Below are 21,797 nucleotides of genomic sequence, written 5' to 3'. Positions count from 1 at the left end.
TTATTCTTCTTCCTCTTCATCATCTTTTTGTGCAGGATTGAATACTTTTGCAATATATATCGAAACACCATACAATAGTATCAATGGTGCTGCCATTAAAAGCTGACTTATAACATCTGGTGGAGTTAAAATAGCTGCAACTATAAAAATAAGAACTATTGCATATCTGAAAAAATCTTTTAGCATTTTGTCATCAACAACTCCAATTTTTGCAAGAAAAAATGTAACAACTGGCAATTCAAATGCCACTCCAAAACCAATCATGATTTTTGTGAAAAAACCTACATAAGTTCCAATACTAGGCATTACTGTTACAACAGTTGAACCAAAAGCAATTAAAAATTGAAATCCTAAAGGAACAACAACATAGTAAGCAAATCCAGCTCCTGTTAAAAACATCAATGTAGCAAAAAATACAAAAGGAATTACAAGTTTTTTTTCATGGTCATAAAGTCCAGGAGCTAAAAACAACCACATTTGCCAAAATATAACTGGAAGTGAAGCTATAAATCCAGCGAAAAATGCAACTTTCATAGCTGTAAAAAATGTCTCTTCAATAGATACTGCGATCATATTTGTGCCATCAGGTAAAGCTTCTTTTACAGGAAGTGTCATAAAATCTAAAATAGGCTCGTAAAATGCAAAGCATACAAAAAACATAGCCACAACACAGATACTTGAGAAAACCAATCTTTTTCTTAAATCAGCAATATGTGGTTTTAAATCATCAAACATTATTATTTTTCCTCACTTACAGAGTTCTTTTTCTCTTGTTTAGCTTCATCAATTTCTCTTTTTCTCTCAATAAAATCTTTTTCAGTTGTAGATTTTGAACTTTCTAAATCATCTTTTAAAATTTCATCTAAGCCTAAATCTAGCTTTGTTTCAGACATTAAAGAGTTTTTTGTATCTTCTATTTGTGCTTTAAATTTATTTGCTTCATTTTTTAATTCACTAATATTCAATTCATTATCTAAAGTTGTTTTTGCATCATTTAGACCTTTTTTTACTGAATTAAAAAGTTTTGCTATTTTAACCATTGCATCTGGAAGTTTATCTGGTCCAAGTGCAATTACAGCAACTATTGCAATAAGTAAAATTTCTGTGATACCCATACCAAACATATTTCACTCCGTAATTTATATAGGGTAAGGATTTTACCTAATTCCAACTCAAATACATATTAAATATTTTATAAAGTAGGAGAGTAAAAATTTAATTTATATAGCAATTTTAATTATTTAGAAAATTAAATTTTATCTATTTTTGTTACAAAAAGTAACTCCAAACTACAAATTTGAAAATTCTTTTGTAAAAATTGTCCATTTTTTTCAATTAAATCGTCTTACTATATAGAGAAACAAATTCTCAAAATTAATACAAAGGATTTAAGATGAAAAATAGAGTTTTCATTTCAGTATTAACATCAATGATGTTAGGAAGTTCTTTTGCAAATGCAAAAGAGATAAGTTTGCAAGAAGCAGTAGAGAATATAGTAAAGAAATATAATGTAACATATATTTCAAAAGCTAATAACTTGAAAGATAAAAGTATAAATTCAGAAAAGTTAGGTTTCGGGGGGGGGTACGGTATTAGATAATTTAAATAGTGTACTAAATCCAAATGATTTAAAAGCAATTCAAGAAGATGGTGTAATATATATAATAGAAAAACCAAAATATCAAAACTTTGGTAATACTACTGTTTTAGATGAAATATCTGTTTCTAGTTCTAATTATAGAAATGGAAGTGCCCAAAATGGATATTTAGTAGAAGAAACTTCAGATATAGGTCCTTGGAAAGGAAAATCTCTTCAAGATACTCCAGTATCAATAAATGTAATGACATCAGATTTATTTGAAAATTTACAAGCTACATCAACAGACAAAGTTTTTAATATAAATCCAACAATCCAACAAAATCAACCTTATTCTCAGGCATTACAATCAGCAGTTTTTTTGAGGGGCTTTGCAACAAGAGCAGCTACATTTGATGGAATGACAAAACCTGCATTCTCTCATAATTTAGATGTTGAAGAGTATGAAAGATTAGAAACTATTACTGGATTATCAGGATTTTTATATGGTGCAAATAATGTAGGTGGAGTTATGAATTATATTCCAAAACGTCCAACTTCAAAAGCACAAAATAGTATCACTGTTGGAAATGGTGGAGGAGATAGTGGATATTATACACATATTGATTCGAGTGGACCATTAACACAAGATGGAAAACTAGGATATAGACTAAATGTCGTTAGTGAAGACCACGATACTCATATAGAAAATCAAAGTATAGAAAGAAAAGTTATAAATTTAGCATTTGATTATAAACCAACAGATAATCTACTTCTTCAAGCATTAGTATCAGATAGTGATTATAGACTTGATGGAAGACAAGCTCGTTGGACTTTGGCAACTGGTGTAAAAAGACCAGATGCTTCAACAATAGATAGTAATAAACTTTGGGGACAAAAATGGAATTCTAATGAAACAGAAGCTAGAAGATATAATGTAAATGCTTTATGGAATATAAATGATAATATTGATTTTAGAACAGCATTTTTAAGAGAAGAAATTACAATGAAACTATATAAGAATACTACTAATACTATACAATCAAATGGAACCTATAACCAAAGATCTAATAATGATGATAATGAAGAAGGTTTAACTTCAAATAGTGCTTATGCTTTTTTTGATTTTGATTTTGATACAGGAAGTATAAATCATCAACTTACTACTGGTGTACAAATGAGTGAAAATTATTGGACTTATCAAAGTAGTGATTATTCAGGGGTTATTACTCAAATAGGTCTTTCTTTAGATTCACCAACTTATATATCTGCTCCAAAAGCAAGTATTTTAGGAAGTAAATATAAAGACCCAAAAACTAAAACTAGAAATTATTCTATTGGTGATAGTATAACTTTCAATGAAGAGTGGAGTTTAATTGCTGGTGTTAGTTATGTTGAACTGGAAACTACAAAAGGAGTAAAAACAGATGAAATCACACCATCAGTATCTCTTGTATATAAACCAATAGAAAATTTATCATTATATACTAGTTATATGGAAGCACTTGAACAAGGTGGAAAAGCCAATGAACAATATAATGGATATAATGTAGTCAATGCATTACAACAGATGGATCCACTTATGAGTGACCAAATAGAAGTTGGAGCAAAACTTACTTTAGGTAATACTTTACTTACAGCTGCATATTTTGAAATAGATAGAGGTTTACAATACTATGATGTAAGTGATATAACAAAACCAAAATATGTACAAGATGGAAGACAAGTTCATAAAGGATTTGAGTTTACAGCAACTGGAAAATTAACAGATAAGCTAACAGCTCTTGGTGGATTTACAATTCTTGATGCAAAAGTAAAAGAGAATAAAAGTAATCCAGCTTTAGAAGGTAAAAGACCTCAAAATGTTGCAGATAATTTTGTAAAACTATATTTAGAATATACTCCAATTGAAAGTATAGATTTTGCAGTAAATGGTGGAGTAAACTATACTGGAAGTTTTTATGGAGATAATCTAAATACTGATAAAATAGATAGCTATACAACATTTGATTTAGGTGCTAGATATACTACAAAAGCTACTATTTATCCTTTGACTTTTAGATTAAATGTAAATAACTTAACAGATGAAGAATACTGGATAAGTGGTAATTATTTAGGAGATAGAAGAACTATTCATGCTTCTGTTCAGATGAAGTTTTAAAACATATAGTATAAAGAGAGTCTTTTTCTCTCTTTATAACTAAAAGTATAAGAGAAAGATTTCAAGAGTTGGGATAGCTTTTTTTAATTTATTTTATTAAATTAATGTATGAAAAATAATATTTTTATAAAAGATTTAAAGACATTTTTTATGAAATGATTAGATGCTTTTTTTAACTTGATTTATAAAAATATCATCATTTTGTAACTAATAGTAACATTGAAAAAAGAATTTTGAAAAAAATTAAGATTTTTTGTCCACTTTTGACCCCTTTTTTCGTCTTATACTATAGAGAAACATTTTTTTGTTAATTTCGATTAATATGAATGTAACAATTATTAAAATAACTTTGAGTTGATGAAAGGAAATAAAGAATAAAAATGACTGTAAAACAATTAGATAAAAAAGAAGATGAAAAACTCTTCAAACAAAGACTCCAAAGAGTACATATTGCAATAGGGATGAGTTTTTCATTTTTGATGTATATTGCACTTTTTTTTGGAGTATTTGCGATATTACTTCCATATATAGAAAATTGGGAGAAACCATCAACTCATATAAAAATAGCAGATATTAAAGATATTGATTTTGACAAGATGGTAAATAAGGTTATAGATGATGAAGACTATCCAAAAGTAAATCCTATTTTTGTAAGGCTTCCTGGGGCTTTTGAAATTCCTACATTGAGTGTATCTACAAATTTTATGGATACAAAAACTTTCAATCCAAATACAAATGAAGAAATTCAAAGAGAAGGTGATTTATCAGAACTAGCTTGGTTTTTAAACTCTATGCACTATGGAAGACCTCTTGGTGATTTAGGTTGGTATAGTTTTGGGATTATGGCGGTTGCTGGATTGTTTTTAATGATTGGTGGATTAATCCAAATATTGATTATAAAGTACCAGAATGGTGCAAAAAGTGTGGCAAGTAAATTCTCAAATTGGCATAGAAAGATTCTAATTTGGACTTTGATTGTTTTTTTCCCTATAGTTTTAACTGGAGCCTTACTAAATATAGGAAATCAAGGTTCGAGTTTGATGACATATATTGCTACAAAAGGTGAAACAAGTGAAACTTGGAAAGTAAGAGGTGAAATTTTATTTCCAAAAGATGAAGAGATAAATGTAAGTGGAATAAAAGCTTCTATGTTAAGTTTAAATGAACTTGTAAAAAATGCTCAAGAGATAAACCCAAATTTATCTTTTCAATCTATAAAAATTACAAATTATGGTGATGAAACTGTAAGAGTAAAACTTACTGCTTACAATCCATATATGCCATTTTTAAATGGTGTTTCAAATAGACCATATATTCTACTAGATGGAGTTGATGGAGGCTTAGTAGAAGAGAAAAAAGTTTTAGATAAACATTGGGCTTCTATTGTTTATGATGGCTTTTTCTTTTTGCACTATCTAAATGATGTTGATACATTTACAAGATTGGTTGTTTTATTTTTAATGATAATAACAACTCTAGCCATAGGCTTTGGGAATCTACTTTATTTAGAGAAGAAAGCCAGAAAGTTTGGAGATAATATTCCAGTATATCAAGGCTTTGGTAAGTTATCTTTGGCAGTTATGATAGGAGTTATTCCAGCAACAGCCTTGTTGTTTGTTTTACAATGGTTACTTCCTTTTGATATGGAAAATAGAGTTTTAATTCAAAAAGGTTTGTTTGCTGTTTCTTGGATAGGAACTTTGACTTATAGTTTCTATAAACTAAACTCTTATCAAACAGCTAAAGAGTTTTTATATCTTGGTGGAGTATTGTTTGCTTTAAGTCCAATAATACATTTTATATTTAGTGGATTTAGTCCTATTAGACTTTGGAATGAAGAAATATATACAGTTTTAGCTGTTGATATTGGTTTGTTTGTTTTTGGATTGATTTTGCTTTATGTTGCTTATAAACTTCCAGTAGATAGACAAAAGATACAAGAGTTTTGGACAAGAAGAGGTGTTAAATGATAAATTATTTAAATAGTTTAAAAGTAGTAGAAAGTAGTGGTAAAAAAATAGGATTGTTTAGAACAATTTGTTCTATTGTTGGTGGATTAATAGTTGCATATTTAGGAATGACTTTGCTAATATTTATTATTCCAGGAACTGCTGGAGAATCTATTATAGTACCGTTGTTGTTTAATACTTTTGCTTGGGCTAGTGTTGCTCTTTGGATAAGCTTATCTAAATCAAAATATATTGCACTTTTAAGATGTGTTGTTCCAACTTTAATATTTGGAATAGCTTTGATAATACTTTATAATGTTTAAGGATAAATAAAATGATAAAAAAATTAATATTAATGTTAAGTTTGAGCTTTGGTTTGTATTCTCATGAATTAATGCTGTTTGTAGAAGATAATAAAGATAATACTATAACAGTTGCAGGAGAGTTTGATACAGGAGATGATGCAGCAGGAGCATTAGTAAAAATAGAGTCTTTGGTTAGTGGAAATGTATTGTTTCAACAAAGACTTCCAAAAGAGAGTGAGATAACTATTGATATTCCAAAAGAGCCATATCAAGTAGTTCTTGATGGAGGGAGTGGACATACTTTGGTAAAAGAAGGTATTGCACCAATAGAAGGATATAGTGAAGAGTTAAAAGCACAAAGTAAACAAGTAACAGTACCACAGAATGTATCACATGAATGGAGTAGTGTAACTATAGTATTTTTTAGTATATGTATAATATTATTTTTAATGACAATTTATTTTAGTAATAAAAATACAAATAGAATATTAAATCAATTAAAAGAGAGTTAAAATTCTCTTTTAAAAATAGACTTAGGTGTGGGTTTCAAGGTTTTTTTGTATTTTCAGATTTTTTAACATCAATTTAGATTAGGAGCTAAAGTTAAAAAATTGTCCTTTCTTTTACCTTGGAACTCATACCTAAGTTTATATATTGTAATAAGTTAATTTAATAGTCATTTTTGCTAAAATAAATTTAGAATAAAAGGAAAAATGATGAATACAAAAAAACTAAAAGAGCTTGAAGATAACTTTTTTGAGTATTAACCAAAAGGCTTTGAAGATGATAAGCTTTTAGCTATTATTAAAAGATTTAATTCTACAAAATTTCATCAAGAGACAAAAGAACTTTTTAAAAAAGAAAACTTTTCCCAACCAGAACTTATTTGTGATAATTTTGCAAAGATTATCTCTAAATCACCCCTAATTTCTCTATTTGAAAAACCAAAAGTAAGAGATATGATAAAGTCAATGAATATTTATGAAAAAGATATGTTTTGTATTGCTTTAGATGAACTTCTTTATGTAAACTTTAAAGATGGATTTGGTGATATGATTGAGATATTAACTCAAAAGAATCTAGCAAAATGGTCTATAATAACTCTTATTCCATACTATTTTACTATAAACAAAGAATTTTTTATCAAACCAACAACTACAAAAAATGTTTTAAAATATTTTGAAATAGAAAATTTAGTATATAAACCAAAACCGACTTTTGAATTTTATAGTTCATACAAAAAAGTTTTAAATGAGATGAAAAAGCAAGTTTCAAAAAAACTAACATCTGATAATGCAGGATTTACAGGATTTTTAAGAATGGGAATGGAAGAGGATTAGTATATTTTTGCTCCCATTTCTTTTGCATATTTTTCTCCCCATTTACTCATTATTTCAAATACTTCGAGTAATCTTTCACCATGAATTGTTAAAGAATATTCTACTTTTGGAGGAACTTCGGGGAAAACTACTCTATTTACAAGTGAAACTTCTTCTAGTGCTTTTAATTTTCTACTTAAAGTTCTTTGTGAAATATCGGGCATCTTTTGAGTTAATTCACTAACTCTTAGTGGTTTTGTAGCTAAATTCCAAAGTATTAAAAATTTCCATTTATCATCGACTAAGTCCATTGGAATTTTACTTGGGCATTCATACTCTTTTCCATTTAGTTCAATCATTGTAATCCTTTTTTGAAGTATAACTAAAAAAGCATAACAATACAAATTAGACATAAAAGTCTATACTTGACAAAAATGTCATAAATGGATAATATTTTACAAATCAAAAAAAAGGTAATAAAAATGAAAAAAGTTTTAATCAATGTAGTTCATCCAAATTTGGATACTGAATCAAGAGTAAATAAAGCTTTAGTTGAATTTGCAAGTAAAGAGTCAAATGTAACAGTAAATAATCTTTATAAAAAATATCCAGATTTTAAAATAGATGCAAAAAAAGAGCAAGAGTTATTACTTGAAAATGACGTTATAATCTTCCAATTTCCAATGTATTGGCTAAGTTCACCAGCACTTTTAAAAGAGTGGTTAGATGTAGTTTTAGAGTATAACTTTGCTTATGGTGAAAACTATAAATTAGAAAATAAAACTTTAGCAATAGCTACAAGTGTAGGAAGCGGAACAGCTCAATACAATTCAAATGGAAGTAACAAATTCACAGTTGAAGAGTTTTTAAACTCATTTGAAGCAACAGCAAATTATGTAAAAATGGACTATAAAAATCCATTTATTACTTATGAAACTTTTGTAATAAGTGATGAAAAATTACAAGAAACAGCAAAAGAATATCTATCTTATATAAAAAATTTAACAAAATAATTGACAAAAGAGTATTATCTCTTTGTCAATAAAACTTGTATAAAAAATCTATTAGGATTTTAGTTAGTTTTTCAGGTTGTTCTTCAGCTATATAGTGTCCGCAATTTTCTATAACTTTTGTTGTAACATTATTTGAGATTTTTTGCATAGCAACTCCAACTTGCTCTTTTAGTGCAAATTCTCCACCAATAGCTAATATTTTTATGTCTAGTTTTGAAGTTAAAACTCTATTTTGTTTAGCACTTTCTTGAAAATATCGATAATATTCAAAGCCATTTTTCATTTTATCTTTATATGCTAAATAGTAGTTTTGTATATCTTCTTCCTTTATTGCATTTTTTATATAAGATTTTTTCTCAAAATACCAAGAAATATACTCTTTTTCTCTATCTTTTACTAAAAATTCAGGTATTTCTTCAACACTATGAAAGAAAAATTGCCAGATTTTATTTGTATTTTCTAAACAAAAAAGTTCATCTGGTATAAGTCCAGGAATTCCTGCATCTATGATAGTCAAACTTTTTAAATTTTCTTTAAAATATATACAATAAGTCGTTGCAATCCAAGCTCCAATATCATGTCCAACTAAATGAAATTTTTCTATTTTAAGCTTTTTTATAAATTCGTTTAAAATTGTAGCTATATTTTTTGTATCATAACTTTTTGCAACACTACTATTTCCAAGTCCTGGCAAATCTAAAGTTATAACATTAAATTTTTTAGATAAGACAGGAGTTATTTTTCTCCACATATAAGAAGTTTGTGGCCAACCATGAAGTAAAACTATAGTTTCACCTTGTCCTTCTATACTATATGAAATATTTATTTCATCGATATTTATACTTTTTTGCATATTATCTCCTAATTATTTGACCTTTCAGTCAAATAAAATTTTAATAAAATTTGACCAAGAAGTCAAGTTAAAAAATGTTACAATACAAAATGGAAAAAAATACAAGACAAGAACTTATAAATAGTACATTTGAAGAGATTTACCAAAAAGGTTATCAAGGTGCTTCTTTAACAGATATTTTAAAAAATGCAAAAGTACACAAAGGTTCTATGTATCACTTTTTTGAAAATAAAAAAGATATGGCAGTATCTTCAATAAAAGAGAAAATTTATGAAAAATTTGTGCAAAGATATTATTTAATCTTAGAATTAGAAAAAGATTATTTGGAAGCTTTTATAAAAAGTTTAAAAGATACTTCTTCGAGAGATTTTGAAAAAGGCTGCCCAATAGCGAATATTATTCAAGAGATGTCAAATATTGACGAAGATTTTAAAGTTTTGATGAAAGAGATTTATGAAGCTTTAAAAAATAATATAAAAAATATTTTGGATAAAGCAGTTGAAAAAGATGAAATTAAAGAGTGTGATACAAAAAAACTTAGTTTATATATAGCTTCAACATTAGAAGGTGCTATTTTATCTGCAAAAGCTAGCGGAAATGTAGATGATTATCTTGATGTAATGGATATTTTATCTTCTTATTTATTATCTTTTAAAAAGAGTTATTAAAACTCTTTTTTCATAAAATTATCAAGCCCTTTTAGATACAATCGCACTTATGGAAAATTTAATTAAAAAACTAGACTTAAGTGACTATATAACAAGCTTTTCAAAGCTTTTTGCTAGAGAAAAATCTATAATTTTAGAGGGTGATATAAATATTCACTATAAAATCATAAGTGAACTATCAAAATATAATATCAATCAACCATTGAATGTAGAAAATCTTGATTCACAACTTATGCACATACAAAAACAAGGTGTTTTAAGAGTTTATGAAATATATGAATTTATAAAAATTATCAACTATTTTTTATATTTAAAAAAATTCAATTTTGAAGGAAAACTTCTTGAGATGATGGATAAAATTATCATTCCAGCTGATATCTTAAAGATTTGTGAATATTTTGATGATAAAGCAAATCTAAAAGATGGAATAGATGAAGATTATGACAACATAAAACAAGCACTTTATAAAAATAAAGAGGAGATAAAACAAAGCCTTTATAAAATCATCAACTCTTCTAAAATAAAACCATATTTGGTTGATATGCAAGTACATTTTATAAATAGTGAAGAGTGTTTATTGGTTCGAGGTGGATTTAATCATGTTTTAAGTGGAAGTGTAATTGATAGATCAAATGCTGGGTTTTTTTATGTGGTTCCTCATAGTGTTAGTGATTTAAAACAAAAGCAAAGTGATTTAAAAAATAAACAAGAAGAGATTTTATTTAAACTTTGTAAAGAAATCTCACATATTTTTGAAAAAAATCTACTATTTTTGAAGTTTATAAACAAAGAATTTGATAAATTCGACCATTATCAAGCTAGGATATTTTTTTCAAAAATTGGAGATAAAAACTTCATATTACCTTCTAAAAATGGTGAAAATAGACTTGTAGATTTTTGTCATCCAGCTTTGAGTAATCCAAAACCAATAACGATTGATTTTTCAAAAAGTGTTATTATGATAACTGGAGTTAATGCTGGTGGAAAAACTATGATGTTAAAATCAATTTTAAGCTCAATTTTTCTATCAAAATATCTTCTTCCATATAATGCACATAAAAGTACAGTAGTAAGCAATTTTAAATCTATAAATGCAGTTTTAGATGATCCTCAAAGTGTAAAAAATGACATTTCAACTTTTGCTGGAAGAATGTTAGAATTTTCTAAACTTTTTGAAGTTAAAAATGCAATAGTTGGAGTTGATGAAATAGAACTTGGAACAGATTCAGATGAAGCTGCAAGTTTATTTAAAGTAATAATAGAAGATTTAATCAAAAATGATATAAAAATCATCATCACAACTCACCATAAAAGACTAGCAGCACTTATGGCTTCAAATCCAGATGTTGAATTGATAGCTGCTTTATATGATGAAGAAAATCAAAGACCAACGTATGATTTTTTACAAGGAACTATTGGAAAATCTTATGCTTTTGAAACAGCTTTAAGATATAAAATACCGCTAGGAGTTGTAAAAAGAGCAAAAGAAGTTTATGGAGAAGATAAAGATAGATTAAATGAATTAATTGAACGAAGTAGTGATTTAGAACGAGAATATAAGCAAAAAATAGAGAAACTTGATATAGAAATAGCTAATATGCAAAGAATATCAAATAATTTAAAAGATCAAAAAGAGCAACTTGATGAGCATATTTATAGTGAAAAATCAAAACTTCATAAAGAGTATAAAGATGCAAGAGATGAAGCTAAAAAAGCTATTAAAGCTAAAATGGTAAAAGAGTCTCATCAACACTTAAATATTTCTCACAAAATGGCAAAAGAGATACAAGTTGAGAAAGTTCAAGAAGAAATAGAGTTTAAAGTAGGGGATAGAGTAAAATATCGAAATACAAAAGGAGCTATATTTTCAATCAAAGGAAATAAAGCTTTTATTGAAAATGATATGGGCATGAAAGTACAAGTTCAGCTTAGTGATTTAAGTAGAAGTGGAAATCCACCACCAAAAATTCCTTCAAAAAAAGCTATTGTAACTATACAAAAATCAGAAACTGGAAGTATAAAACTAGATTTACATGGACAAAGAGCTGACGAGGCTATTGAAAATCTTGACAAATTTTTAAGTGATGCTCTTTTAGCTGGATTTGAAGAAGTATTAGTTTATCATGGAATTGGAACTGGGAAACTAGCCTTTGCAGTAAAAGAATTTTTAAAGAAACATCCAAGAGTAAAGAGTTTTGAAGATGCTCATCCAAGTAGTGGAGGATTTGGAGCTAAAGTTATAAAACTTTAGACTCTTCCTCTGATACTATTTTTGTACATAAAAGCTTTTTGATACGATTGTTTTCTATCTCTAATATTTTATAAGTACAATAAGTATCTTCAATCACTTCTCCAACAATAGGTAATCTTCCTACAATATTTATAATTCTTCCACCAATAGTTACAGAAATTTCTGTTTCATCAAAGCTGATATCTAAAATCTCTTCAACTTTTTCTATATTTACCATTCCATCAAATTCGTAAATATTTTCATCTATTTTTTTAATAGTTTCTTGTTTTGGATCATGTTCATCTGTTGTTTCTCCGATAAGTTCTTCTAAAATATCATCCATAGTTATAAGTCCAGAAGTTCCACCGTATTCATCAATAACTAAAGCTAAATGAATTCTACTTTTATTCATTCTTGTTAAAATGTTTGAAATAGAAGTATTTTCTGGAACCATTATAATAGGTCTTACAAACTTTGAGAAATCAACAGTTTTTCCTTCTAAAGAGTTGTTTAATAAATCTCTAGTATGAATCATTCCTGTTATATTGTCTTTTCCACCATGACAATATGGATATCTTGTATGTCTTGTTGAAGTTAATCTTTGCATATTTTCTTCGATACTTTTTTCAGAATTAATACAAATCATATCTTTTCTTGGAGTCATAATCTCTTTTGCAACTGTTTCAGAAAAATCGACTGCATTTTTGATGATTTCACTCTCAATAGAATCAATATGTCCACCTTTAAAACTTTCATTTACAATAATTCTAAGTTCTTCTTCAGAGTGAGATAACTCATGCTCTGTTGCAGGTCTAACACCAAGCATTCTAAGAATAGATGCTGCAACTATATCAAAGAAACGAATTAATGGATAGAATACTAACCAAAAAATATATAAAGGACGCGCTATATATAGTGCCATAACTTCAGCTTTTGCAATAGCAATAGATTTTGGAACAATCTCTCCAAAAACAACGTGTAAAAATGTAACAATAGCAAAAGCAATCACAAAACTAATAGTATGTAATAAAACTGGATTATTTGCTAAAAATGTAACATTTGATTCTATAAGTCTAGCAAGAGCAGGTTCACCTATCCAACCTAAAGCAAGAGAAGAAAAAGTAATTCCAAGTTGAGTAGCACTTAGATAAGTATCAAGAGAGTTAGACATTTTCAGTGCCAAAGGTGCACCTCTTCTGCCTTGTTTAACAAATTCTTCTAATTTTGTTTTTCTAACTTTTACAATAGCAAACTCAGAAAGAACGAAAAAACCATTTAAAAACACTAAAAATAGTGCAACAACCAACATCAATACGGACTGTATATCGGGATCCAAAAAAATTCCTTTTTAATAAAATTATAATTTAACTAGAAATATAAGCTATAAAAACTTAATATAAGCTTCATTACTTTATTTTTTCAATATTTAAATCAATATTTTGATTTGATTTTTTTATATTTGAGTCAATAATAACTTGTTTTTCATTTATTGATTTATCTTTTATTAAATACTCTTTTATATTTTCAACTCTTTTTTTCCCAACACTCTCTTTTTCTTTTTTTTCATTAAAAGTTGCAGATATTTTTATCGCAAATTCATCTTTTTCTTTTAAAATAATTGCTATTTTGTCTAAAGTTTCTTGTTGAATTGGAGTTATTTCACTTTCATTTAATTCAAAATTTACACTTTTTATCTCTTCTTCACTAAAGTTAAATAGCGAGCCAATAAGAGAAAATGGTGATGTAACAGCTTTTGTCATAAGATTTAGAAATGCTTTCCATACAATAGAACCAATTGAAAACTGAGGATCATCAACATTTCCTGAAACAGGAAGATTTATATCTATTGTATTTGAAGAATCTTCTAAAAGAGCAATAGCTAAATCAAGTGGTAAGCTTATAGCATCAGGGCTTTCAATTTTTTCTCCTAATACTATCTTTTTAATAAGGATATTATTTTTTGCTTTTAAATTTGATTGCGTAATATTGTAATTTAAATCTAGCTCTAGTTTTCCATCTTTTATCTCACGACCTACAAATTTTGCTGTATAGGGTGTAAAACTTTTCATAGCTATATTTTTAAATTTCATATTAACATCTGTTAAAATCTTAATATTATTTGGATTTACAACTCCAGTTATTGTTGCAATTCCATATTCATCAACAACACCTTTTACTTCAAGATTTGAAGTACTATTTGCTTTATTTTTTACTTCTGAAACTGTTCCATTTAGTTTTGAAATTGTTGTTTTAAATGGAATTGGTAAATTTTTATCTTCAAAATCAAAAGTCATATTTTTAATATCAACTGGACCTAAAACAAATCTAAAAGGGTTTTTATCTTCTATATTAGCACCTTTATCATCTTCTTTATTTTGTTCAATTTTTGTTTGAGTTTTTTTAGGTAAAATTATAGATATATGAGGATTTTGTAAAGCTGTTTTTTCTATTTTAAAAAATGTATTTTTACTAATAATCTTTTTTAAATTTAAGTCTATATTTTTTGCTTCAATTTTAAGATTTGATTCTAAATTATTCATTTTAATATTTGGATCTTTATATTGCATTTCACCAATTACTAAAGTATCTTTTTTATAGTTCAAATTTGATAATTTTAAATTTGAATTATTTGTATCTATTTGAATATTACTTGATGCATCAAATAAATTTATATCTGTTTTTGATAATTCACTATTTTTTAAAGATATATTTTGATTTTTATCAAATAAAAAGATATTTGTTTTTAAATTTATATTTTTTGAACTCACTGATAATTTTGAGTTTAGTTCTTGAAAATTAAAGTTAGTAGTTTTTAAATGTGCATTATCAAATGAAATATCATCAAAAATATTTAATTTTGCTAAATTTAAATCAATATTTTTAGAAGTCAATTTTATTTTTGAGTTATTTTCATTGAACTCGAAACCATCTTTTAAAATAGCTATATTTCCTATATTTGTTTTACTATTTTCTACTTTTAGATTAGTTACTGTTAGATTTGTTTTATTTGAACTTACATCAAATTTGTTTGTATTGTCTTGATATTTTACATTTGATGTTAATAAATTTGCACTATCTAAAAGTACCAAACTATCAACAATATTAAGTTTATTGGCATTTAAATTTATATTTTTTACTGATACATTGGTATTGTTTATATTATCTGTAAAATTATAATTTCCATTATTTAAAGATATGTTTGAAAGATTTACAATCCATGGTTGTAGATTTTCATCTATATTTGTTTCTTTTGTATCATTAGAACTATTTACTAAATTTGCAAAATTTATTCCATTTTTATCCAAATTCATTTTTGCTGTTAAATCTTTTATGAAAATATCATATAAATTTATTGTTTGAGCATTTAAATCAAAATATACTTTTTTAATATAAAGATTGTTTAAAGAAGCAATCTCTTTTTTGTTTTGATTAAGTTTTACATTACTTATATCCAATAAATCACTACTTAATTGCATATTAAAGCCATTTTTTAATTCTATATTGTAGTTTAAAATAAGATTTAAATTTGCTTCCTTATTTAGTTCAAAGTTAAAAAGAGTTTTATCAAAATCTAAAATCTCTTTTATTTTTAAATCTTTTATATTTATTTGTCCATAAGCTTCAAATGGATCTAATTTTAATCCTCCACCAATTTTAACAAAGCTATTCTCATTTAAAATAAATTCTAGATTATTTGATGAAAGAGAGTTTTTATATGTTCCCAAATCATAAATCGTATAGTTGATATCTTTTAGATTTAATGCATATTTTTGCTCATCAACCAAGCTTTTATAGTCAATATATGCATTTTTTAAAACGATTTTTGAAATTAGATATTGTATTGAAGAACTTTCTTCTTCTACTTTTGTAACTTCTTCAATCTCTTCATCTTTTAACTCTTTATCTTGATTCTTTAATAATTGTAAAATATTAAAGATACCTTTTTCTTTTTCTACAATATTTGCATAAATACCATCAAGAGAAACATTCTTTATACTTAAATATCTTTTTTCAATCGATTTAAATGGTGCAAATTGTAAAGAAAAGGTATCAAAAGATACTACATATTCATCTATTTCTTCATCAACTAATGCAAAATTATTTACTTCTATATATAAAGTTAGGGGATTAAAATATATCTTTTCTATTTTAGTTTTAGTTGTGAGAATTTCATCTAAATTTTTTATAATTTCTTTTTTAGCTATATAAGGAACTAGAAAAAAACCAGCAAGAGTATAAATCACTATAAGTGATATAAATGTATATAAAATAATTTTTAAAGTTTTCATAAAATCTCCTCTATAAAATATCGTTCATTTTTCTCTTTTATCGTAAGATTTGTATCAAATATTTTACTTAAGTTTTCACTTGTTAATATATCTTCTTTGTTTCCTATTTTATAAATTGTATTATTATATATTAAAGCAACCTTTTTTATCTCTTCAAAAATCTCTTCAAGATGATGAGTTACTAAAATAATAGTTGAATTCTTAGATAACTTCTTAAGCATTTTTATAAAATTCATTTGTGCTTTTATATCAAGTCCAACTGTTGGTTCATCTAAAATAAATGCTTTTGGATTGTGTATTAAAGCACGTCCTACTATACATTTTCTTAATTGTCCTGTACTCATAGCAGATACTTTTTTATATCTTAAATCTTCAATTTCTAAAAATTCCATAACATCTTTTGCTTTTTTAATTTGTTCATTCGTAAAATCTTGATGAGTAAAAATACCAATTGAACTATAATGCCCACTTAGTACAACTTCAAAACCACTCAAATATCCAGCTTCCTTTTCAAAATGGTTATGTAAGTCATTTGTAATAACTCCTAATTCTTTTCTTAATTCAAATATAGAATATCTACTTTTCCCAAATATCTCTTTTTTAAACTCTTTTGTGTGTCTTGGATGTATTTGTGATTGTATTAACTTCATCAAAGTTGATTTACCACTTCCGTTTGAGCCTAATATTGCAAAATGTTCTTTTTCTTTAATTTTTAAGTTTAAATCTTTTAAAATAATTTTTTCATCATATCCAACATCTATATTTTCAAACTCTATTATATACATTTTGTATCCTTATTTAGGGGCTTGTCTATTTTATAATAAATAAACTAACTATTTAATTAAGCATTTTAATAGTACAATATTGCCGAAATTTTTTTGTTTGATCTACATACAAAAAAACTTACTACTTACAAAAGGAGCGTTTAGCATGAATAATCAGATTAAAGTTGCAATTGTTGGATATGGTAATTTAGGAAGAGGTGTTGAGCTTTCTGTTTTAAAAAATCCTGATATGAGTTTAGTAGCGGTTTTTTCAAGAAGAGACCCTAAAAGTGTAACTACTATAAACACTCCTGTATATTCTTTAGATAATATTTTAGAATTTAAAGAAAAGATAGATGTTTTAATTTTATGTGGTGGTTCAAAAGATGATTTACCTATACAAGGTCCAAAATATGCAGAGCATTTTAATGTAGTTGATAGCTATGATAATCATGCTGAAATTCCAGCATACTTTGCAAGTGTTGATAAATCTTGCCAAAAAAACAAAACAATAGGAATGATTTCTATTGGTTGGGATCCTGGAATGTTCTCAATAAATAGAATTTATGGAGAATCACTTTTACCAGATGGTGATACATATACATTTTGGGGTAAAGGATTAAGCCAAGGACATTCTGATGCAATTAGAAGAGTTGAAGGTGTAAAAAATGGAGTTCAATATACAATTCCATCAACAGAAGCTATTGATAAAGTAAGAAGTGGAAGCAGACCAAGTTTAACTACAAAACAAAAACATACAAGAGAGTGTTTTATTGTATTAAAAGATGGAGCTGATTCTAAAAGAATTGAAAACGAAATCAAAACTATGCCAAATTACTTTGAACCTTATGATACAACTGTAAATTTCATAAGCCAAGAGGAGTTTGATAAAAACCACAATACTATGCCACATGGTGGATTTGTAATAAGAAGTGGTAAATCAAGTGATGGAGTAAATCAAGTAATAGAGTATGCTTTAAAACTTGATAGTAATCCAGAATTTACTGCTAGTGTACTTGTTGCTTATGCAAGAGCTACATTTAGAATGTCTAAAAAAGGTGAGTTTGGAGCAAAAACAGTATTTGATGTTGCCCCAGTACTTTTATCACCAAAATCTTCACAAGATTTAATAAAAGAACTTTTATAATCTTGTTTTAAACTAAGGCTTTTGCCTTAGATTTTATATTGCTATACCTTGAGCTTTTATATCTATTTTATTGTTTATTTCATCTAATCTAAACTCTTTTTGTTTTATTTGTACTTCAAGACTAGTAATATTTGTACTTTTTACCAAAATCGTGTTACTTAGGCTATCTAAAATATCTTCTTTAATTATGATTTGAGAAATTAAATCATTTAAATCATTATCTTTTTGTCTGATTTTATTTAAAATATCATTCAATATATGGTATTGTTCAGCCAATTTCAGACTTAAATCTTCCAGCTCAATCTCTTTTGAAGCAACTTGTGTATTTATATCACATAAAATTTGTGTTCTAATATTTATTTGATTATCTAAATTTTGTAAATCATCTTGTGAACCCGAAATATTTTGATTAGAAATAACTTTATATATTTTTTGAGGAGCATAATCCATTTTTAAAATTTGAGCTACAAATTTAAGCCTTTCAACCATGTCTTTTTTTTGCATTCTTGCATTTCTTCCAAGTTTGAAATCAAACATTGAAAAAATAGCATGAGCATGAGGGGTCAATATTGTATGAAATTCATTTATATTTACTAATACATTAAAATCTTCTTCATTTTTGCTATTACTTAAATCAGAAGTAATAAACCAATCATTTCCTTTTTTTAGAATATTCTTATGTGGATAGTAGTTTTTACCATCTTTTTTGAAATAACCTTCATCTTTGTGAATTGTTAGATTTATTAGTTCATGTCCACCAAATTTTTGTTTTAATTCAAAAAATAGATCTATAATATCATCTTCTTTGTGATGTTCATCTATTGATATAATTGCTTCTTGAAATAGATTTAATATAGCACTTTGTTGCATATTTTGTTTGATAGTTTCTTTATATTTATTTTGAGATTTTATTAAAAAATCATCATAGTTATAAAATTCTTTAAAATAGTTATTGCTACAATCTCCTACAATTGCACAACTAAAACCATTTAATCTTTGAGTATGAATATCTGTATTTTGTGTTAATCTTTCAACACTAAAAGACGCTTTTCCCATAATTATTCCTTGTTGTTTTTCTATGGTGCTAAATAGCACTATTTGTGTGAAATTATTTTAACTCAAACTTTCTTAAAAGTTTGCTTAATTTTAAAAAAATAATTAGGATAAATCTTAATTTTAAGTGGATAAAGTAAAGATATAATCTTTACTTTATATTTTAGATAGTTTTAGAAAATCTTCTTTTCTCTTCAGGTATTTTATTTAGATATGCATCAAATGGCATACAAATATTTCTTATTAGCATAGAACCAGTTTGAGAAACTTCAATTTTTTCGTCATTTATATTTAAAAGTTCTGCATCTTTAAACTCTTTTAATGCAATTAAGGCATCCTTAAAATACTCTTTAAAGTTTATTCTGAACTCTTCTTCAACTCTTTGTATATTTAAAGAAAAATTACTCATAAGTTCCATTATGACAAATTGTCTAAGCATATCATCATATGAAAGTTTATAACCTTTAAATACAGGTAAATCACCATTATCAATAGCATTTTCCCAAGGTTCTAACTCTTTAAAGTTTTGTGCATAATAATCTACTCCATTTCCAATAGAAGTTAGCCCAATTCCAATTAAATCAGCACCACCTTTAGTTGTATATCCTTGGAAATTTCTGTGTAATTCACCTTTTTCAATAGCTTTAAATAGTTCATCTTCTGGTTTTGCAAAGTGATCCATTCCAACCATTTTATAACCATTTGATGTAAAAAAGTCTATTGTATCTTTTAACATTTCAAGCTTAATTTCAGGAGTTGGAAATGTTGTTTCATCAAACTTTCTCATAGTTTTCATAAGCCAAGGAACATGAGCATAATTAAACACTGCAAATCTATCTGTATTAAGTGTAATCATCTGTTCTAAAGTCTTTTTAAAGCTCTCTCTCGTTTGATATGGTAAACCATATATTAAGTCAGTATTTACTGAAGTTATACCAGCTTCACGTGCAATTTTTATAACATTTTGAGTTAATTCAAAAGGTTGAATTCTATGAATAGTTTTTTGCACATCTTCATCTAAGTCTTGTACTCCAAAACTAAGTCGGTTACAGCCACCAGCTTTTAAAACATTCATATGTTCTACTGTAAAATATCTTGGATCAACTTCACAAGAAATCTCTGCATCATTACTAAAATTTGGGAAGACTTCTTTTATAGCAATAATAACCTCTTCTAGTTGTGAAGGCGAAAAGAATGTTGGAGTTCCTCCCCCAAAGTGCATTTGAGTAACAGTTCTTGAAGTATTTAGATGATTTTTTAAAATATTTAACTCTTTTTTTAAATATGTTATATATTTTTCTTTTTTATCTTCTTTTGAAGTAAATATTGTATTACATCCACAAAAATAACAGGCACTTCTACAAAAAGGCATATGAATATAAAGAGATAAGGCTCTATCATCACTTTGATTTTTATAAAACTCTTTTAATTCTTCTTGTGTAAAACTTTCACTAAACTCTGGAGCAGTTGGATACGAAGTATATCTTGGTCCTGGTTTTGAATATTTTACAAATTTTGCAAAATCTATCATTTAATTATTTCTCATCTCTTTTTCTATCTAACCAAACCATAACAGCTTTTTGTGCATGAAGTCTGTTTTCTGCCTCTTCAAAAATTCTGCTTTGATTTCCCTCAAGTACAGATGTACTCACTTCATACTCTCTATATGCTGGTAAACAGTGTAAGAATATTGCATTTTCTTTTGCTAAATTCATCATTTTTTCATCAACCATATATCCAGCAAAATCTTTTACTCTTTTATCTTTTTCATCTTCTTGTCCCATTGAAATCCAAGTATCAGTTGTAACAACTGTTGAGTCTTTTACAGCCTCATTTGGGTCAAATCCAACAGATATTTTTGCACCACTTTTTTTAGCTTCATTTAGAGCATTTTTTAAAACTTCACTATCAACTTGATAATCTTTTGGAGTTGCAATTCTTAGCTCAAACCCAAGTTTAGCTGCGAGATTTAACCATGAATGAGCCATATTATTACCATCTCCAATATAAGCAACAACTAAATCTTTATCTAAACCTTCTTCCATAATTGTAAGATAATCTGCAAGTAATTGAACAGGATGAAATTTATCAGTAAGCCCGTTCATAACTGGAACTTTAGAATATTTAGCAAACTCTTCAAGTTTTTCTTGCTCAAAAGTTCTAATCATAACCATATCAACCATTCTTGAAATAACTCTAGCTGTATCACTCATAGGTTCACCACGACCTAGTTGAATATCATTTGATGAAAGAAATAGTCCAATTCCACCTAGTTGATAAATACCAGTTTCAAAAGATACTCGTGTTCTTGTAGAACTTTTTTCAAATATCATTCCTAAAACTTTTTTAGGCATATAATCTTTAAATTCTCTTTTTTTTGTTTCATCTTTTATTTGTTGAGCTAAAGAAAGTATCTCTAAAATCTCATCTTTTGTGTAGTCAATTAAGCTTAAGAAGTGTCGCATAATGA

General features: G+C 26.7%; 20 protein-coding genes. 10 read left to right on the top strand and 10 right to left on the bottom strand.

Annotation, left to right across the window (positions count from 1 at the left end):
• Together tatC and tatB are read right to left on the bottom strand one after the other, a co-directional pair.
• Positions 1-735, bottom strand: a complete 735-nt coding sequence (gene tatC / locus ACNSOS_RS01465; protein WP_113894629.1) for a twin-arginine translocase subunit TatC — start codon at positions 733-735, stop codon at positions 1-3.
• Between the two features lie 2 nt (positions 736-737).
• Entirely contained in the window at positions 738-1,124 is a 387-nt protein-coding gene (tatB, locus tag ACNSOS_RS01460; RefSeq protein ID WP_113910106.1) for a Sec-independent protein translocase protein TatB, read from the bottom strand.
• A gap of 269 nt (positions 1,125-1,393) precedes the next feature.
• On the opposite strand from tatB, the gene ACNSOS_RS01455 reads away from it, so the two are divergent.
• The 6 genes from ACNSOS_RS01455 to ACNSOS_RS01430 all read left to right on the top strand — a co-directional run bounded on the left by ACNSOS_RS01455 (position 1,394) and on the right by ACNSOS_RS01430 (position 7,331).
• Entirely contained in the window at positions 1,394-1,600 is a 207-nt protein-coding gene (locus tag ACNSOS_RS01455; protein WP_418185672.1) for a hypothetical protein, read from the top strand.
• Positions 1,601-1,841: 241 nt separating this feature from the next.
• Entirely contained in the window at positions 1,842-3,737 is a 1,896-nt protein-coding gene (locus ACNSOS_RS01450) for a TonB-dependent siderophore receptor (protein WP_418185671.1), read from the top strand.
• A 380-nt stretch (positions 3,738-4,117) separates the two neighbouring features.
• A complete protein-coding gene (locus ACNSOS_RS01445; protein ID WP_418185670.1) occupies positions 4,118-5,707 on the top strand; it encodes a PepSY-associated TM helix domain-containing protein in 1,590 nt (529 codons plus the stop codon).
• Positions 5,704-6,009, top strand: a complete 306-nt coding sequence (locus tag ACNSOS_RS01440) for a hypothetical protein (RefSeq protein WP_418185669.1) — start codon at positions 5,704-5,706, stop codon at positions 6,007-6,009. Before ACNSOS_RS01445 ends, ACNSOS_RS01440 begins: the two co-directional genes overlap by 4 nt.
• Positions 6,010-6,020: 11 nt before the next feature.
• On the top strand, positions 6,021-6,503 hold the full coding sequence (locus ACNSOS_RS01435; RefSeq protein ID WP_418185668.1) for a hypothetical protein: 483 nt from the start codon (positions 6,021-6,023) through the stop codon (positions 6,501-6,503).
• 447 nt (positions 6,504-6,950) lie between these two features.
• A complete protein-coding gene (locus tag ACNSOS_RS01430) occupies positions 6,951-7,331 on the top strand; it encodes a hypothetical protein (RefSeq protein WP_418185667.1) in 381 nt (126 codons plus the stop codon).
• On the opposite strand, the gene ACNSOS_RS01425 is transcribed toward ACNSOS_RS01430, so the two are convergent.
• Positions 7,328-7,669: a winged helix-turn-helix transcriptional regulator gene (locus tag ACNSOS_RS01425; protein WP_113908926.1), complete on the bottom strand. Its 342-nt coding sequence runs from the start codon at positions 7,667-7,669 to the stop codon at positions 7,328-7,330. The genes ACNSOS_RS01430 and ACNSOS_RS01425 overlap by 4 nt on opposite strands.
• A gap of 123 nt (positions 7,670-7,792) precedes the next feature.
• Here ACNSOS_RS01425 and ACNSOS_RS01420 point away from each other — a divergent pair, with 123 nt between their 5' ends.
• Positions 7,793-8,323, top strand: coding sequence for an NAD(P)H-dependent oxidoreductase (locus tag ACNSOS_RS01420; protein ID WP_418185666.1), 531 nt, complete (start codon positions 7,793-7,795; stop codon positions 8,321-8,323).
• Positions 8,324-8,348: 25 nt separating this feature from the next.
• Here ACNSOS_RS01420 and ACNSOS_RS01415 read toward each other — a convergent pair whose 3' ends face one another.
• Positions 8,349-9,176: an alpha/beta fold hydrolase gene (locus ACNSOS_RS01415; protein WP_418185665.1), complete on the bottom strand. Its 828-nt coding sequence runs from the start codon at positions 9,174-9,176 to the stop codon at positions 8,349-8,351.
• Positions 9,177-9,265: 89 nt separating this feature from the next.
• Here ACNSOS_RS01415 and ACNSOS_RS01410 point away from each other — a divergent pair, with 89 nt between their 5' ends.
• On the top strand, positions 9,266-9,844 hold the full coding sequence (locus ACNSOS_RS01410) for a TetR/AcrR family transcriptional regulator (protein ID WP_418185664.1): 579 nt from the start codon (positions 9,266-9,268) through the stop codon (positions 9,842-9,844).
• A 49-nt stretch (positions 9,845-9,893) separates the two neighbouring features.
• Positions 9,894-12,095, top strand: coding sequence for an endonuclease MutS2 (locus ACNSOS_RS01405; protein ID WP_418185663.1), 2,202 nt, complete (start codon positions 9,894-9,896; stop codon positions 12,093-12,095).
• Here the strand turns inward: ACNSOS_RS01405 and ACNSOS_RS01400 are convergent.
• The 3 genes from ACNSOS_RS01400 to ACNSOS_RS01390 all read right to left on the bottom strand — a co-directional run bounded on the left by ACNSOS_RS01400 (position 12,082) and on the right by ACNSOS_RS01390 (position 17,148).
• Entirely contained in the window at positions 12,082-13,383 is a 1,302-nt protein-coding gene (locus tag ACNSOS_RS01400) for a hemolysin family protein (RefSeq protein ID WP_418186322.1), read from the bottom strand. The two genes, ACNSOS_RS01405 and ACNSOS_RS01400, sit on opposite strands and share 14 nt — an antisense overlap.
• Before the next feature lie 97 nt (positions 13,384-13,480).
• Positions 13,481-16,363 (bottom strand): DUF748 domain-containing protein, encoded by a 2,883-nt coding sequence (locus ACNSOS_RS01395; RefSeq protein WP_418185662.1) that lies wholly within the window; start codon positions 16,361-16,363, stop codon positions 13,481-13,483.
• Complete coding sequence (locus ACNSOS_RS01390; RefSeq protein ID WP_418185661.1) at positions 16,360-17,148, bottom strand: ABC transporter ATP-binding protein; 789 nt, start codon at positions 17,146-17,148, stop codon at positions 16,360-16,362. Before ACNSOS_RS01390 ends, ACNSOS_RS01395 begins: the two co-directional genes overlap by 4 nt.
• Positions 17,149-17,293: 145 nt before the next feature.
• Here ACNSOS_RS01390 and ACNSOS_RS01385 point away from each other — a divergent pair, with 145 nt between their 5' ends.
• Positions 17,294-18,274: a diaminopimelate dehydrogenase gene (locus tag ACNSOS_RS01385; protein ID WP_418185660.1), complete on the top strand. Its 981-nt coding sequence runs from the start codon at positions 17,294-17,296 to the stop codon at positions 18,272-18,274.
• A gap of 33 nt (positions 18,275-18,307) precedes the next feature.
• On the opposite strand, the gene ACNSOS_RS01380 is transcribed toward ACNSOS_RS01385, so the two are convergent.
• The 3 genes from ACNSOS_RS01380 to argF all read right to left on the bottom strand — a co-directional run bounded on the left by ACNSOS_RS01380 (position 18,308) and on the right by argF (position 21,792).
• The gene (locus tag ACNSOS_RS01380) at positions 18,308-19,330 is read right to left on the bottom strand and encodes a hypothetical protein (protein ID WP_418185659.1); all 1,023 of its coding nucleotides are present in this window, start codon (positions 19,328-19,330) and stop codon (positions 18,308-18,310) included.
• A gap of 160 nt (positions 19,331-19,490) precedes the next feature.
• Positions 19,491-20,858 (bottom strand): oxygen-independent coproporphyrinogen III oxidase, encoded by a 1,368-nt coding sequence (gene hemN, locus ACNSOS_RS01375; protein WP_418185658.1) that lies wholly within the window; start codon positions 20,856-20,858, stop codon positions 19,491-19,493.
• A 4-nt stretch (positions 20,859-20,862) separates the two neighbouring features.
• Positions 20,863-21,792: an ornithine carbamoyltransferase gene (gene argF / locus ACNSOS_RS01370; RefSeq protein ID WP_418185657.1), complete on the bottom strand. Its 930-nt coding sequence runs from the start codon at positions 21,790-21,792 to the stop codon at positions 20,863-20,865.
• Positions 21,793-21,797: the final 5 nt, after the last annotated feature.

Origin of the sequence: Aliarcobacter vitoriensis (assembly GCF_048320235.1) — a bacterium.
Lineage (GTDB): Bacteria > Campylobacterota > Campylobacteria > Campylobacterales > Arcobacteraceae > Aliarcobacter > Aliarcobacter vitoriensis.
This window is presented reverse-complemented; position numbering and strand designations above follow the sequence as displayed.

Bases quoted from the DNA above. Each gene is read 5' to 3' on its own strand.
- ACNSOS_RS01390 (WP_418185661.1), bottom strand. From the start codon at position 17,148: ATGTATATAATAGAGTTTGAAAATATAGATGTTGGATATGATGAAAAA.
- ACNSOS_RS01445 (WP_418185670.1), top strand. From the start codon at position 4,118: ATGACTGTAAAACAATTAGATAAAAAAGAAGATGAAAAACTCTTCAAA.
- hemN (WP_418185658.1), bottom strand. From the start codon at position 20,858: ATGATAGATTTTGCAAAATTTGTAAAATATTCAAAACCAGGACCAAGA.
- tatB (WP_113910106.1), bottom strand. From the start codon at position 1,124: ATGTTTGGTATGGGTATCACAGAAATTTTACTTATTGCAATAGTTGCT.
- ACNSOS_RS01380 (WP_418185659.1), bottom strand. From the start codon at position 19,330: ATGGGAAAAGCGTCTTTTAGTGTTGAAAGATTAACACAAAATACAGAT.
- tatC (WP_113894629.1), bottom strand. From the start codon at position 735: ATGTTTGATGATTTAAAACCACATATTGCTGATTTAAGAAAAAGATTG.
- ACNSOS_RS01405 (WP_418185663.1), top strand. From the start codon at position 9,894: ATGGAAAATTTAATTAAAAAACTAGACTTAAGTGACTATATAACAAGC.
- ACNSOS_RS01430 (WP_418185667.1), top strand. From the start codon at position 6,951: ATGATAAAGTCAATGAATATTTATGAAAAAGATATGTTTTGTATTGCT.
- ACNSOS_RS01410 (WP_418185664.1), top strand. From the start codon at position 9,266: ATGGAAAAAAATACAAGACAAGAACTTATAAATAGTACATTTGAAGAG.
- ACNSOS_RS01395 (WP_418185662.1), bottom strand. From the start codon at position 16,363: ATGAAAACTTTAAAAATTATTTTATATACATTTATATCACTTATAGTG.
- ACNSOS_RS01455 (WP_418185672.1), top strand. From the start codon at position 1,394: ATGAAAAATAGAGTTTTCATTTCAGTATTAACATCAATGATGTTAGGA.
- ACNSOS_RS01415 (WP_418185665.1), bottom strand. From the start codon at position 9,176: ATGCAAAAAAGTATAAATATCGATGAAATAAATATTTCATATAGTATA.
- ACNSOS_RS01435 (WP_418185668.1), top strand. From the start codon at position 6,021: ATGATAAAAAAATTAATATTAATGTTAAGTTTGAGCTTTGGTTTGTAT.
- ACNSOS_RS01400 (WP_418186322.1), bottom strand. From the start codon at position 13,383: ATGTTGGTTGTTGCACTATTTTTAGTGTTTTTAAATGGTTTTTTCGTT.
- ACNSOS_RS01440 (WP_418185669.1), top strand. From the start codon at position 5,704: ATGATAAATTATTTAAATAGTTTAAAAGTAGTAGAAAGTAGTGGTAAA.
- ACNSOS_RS01425 (WP_113908926.1), bottom strand. From the start codon at position 7,669: ATGATTGAACTAAATGGAAAAGAGTATGAATGCCCAAGTAAAATTCCA.
- ACNSOS_RS01450 (WP_418185671.1), top strand. From the start codon at position 1,842: ATGACATCAGATTTATTTGAAAATTTACAAGCTACATCAACAGACAAA.
- ACNSOS_RS01420 (WP_418185666.1), top strand. From the start codon at position 7,793: ATGAAAAAAGTTTTAATCAATGTAGTTCATCCAAATTTGGATACTGAA.
- ACNSOS_RS01385 (WP_418185660.1), top strand. From the start codon at position 17,294: ATGAATAATCAGATTAAAGTTGCAATTGTTGGATATGGTAATTTAGGA.
- argF (WP_418185657.1), bottom strand. From the start codon at position 21,792: ATGCGACACTTCTTAAGCTTAATTGACTACACAAAAGATGAGATTTTA.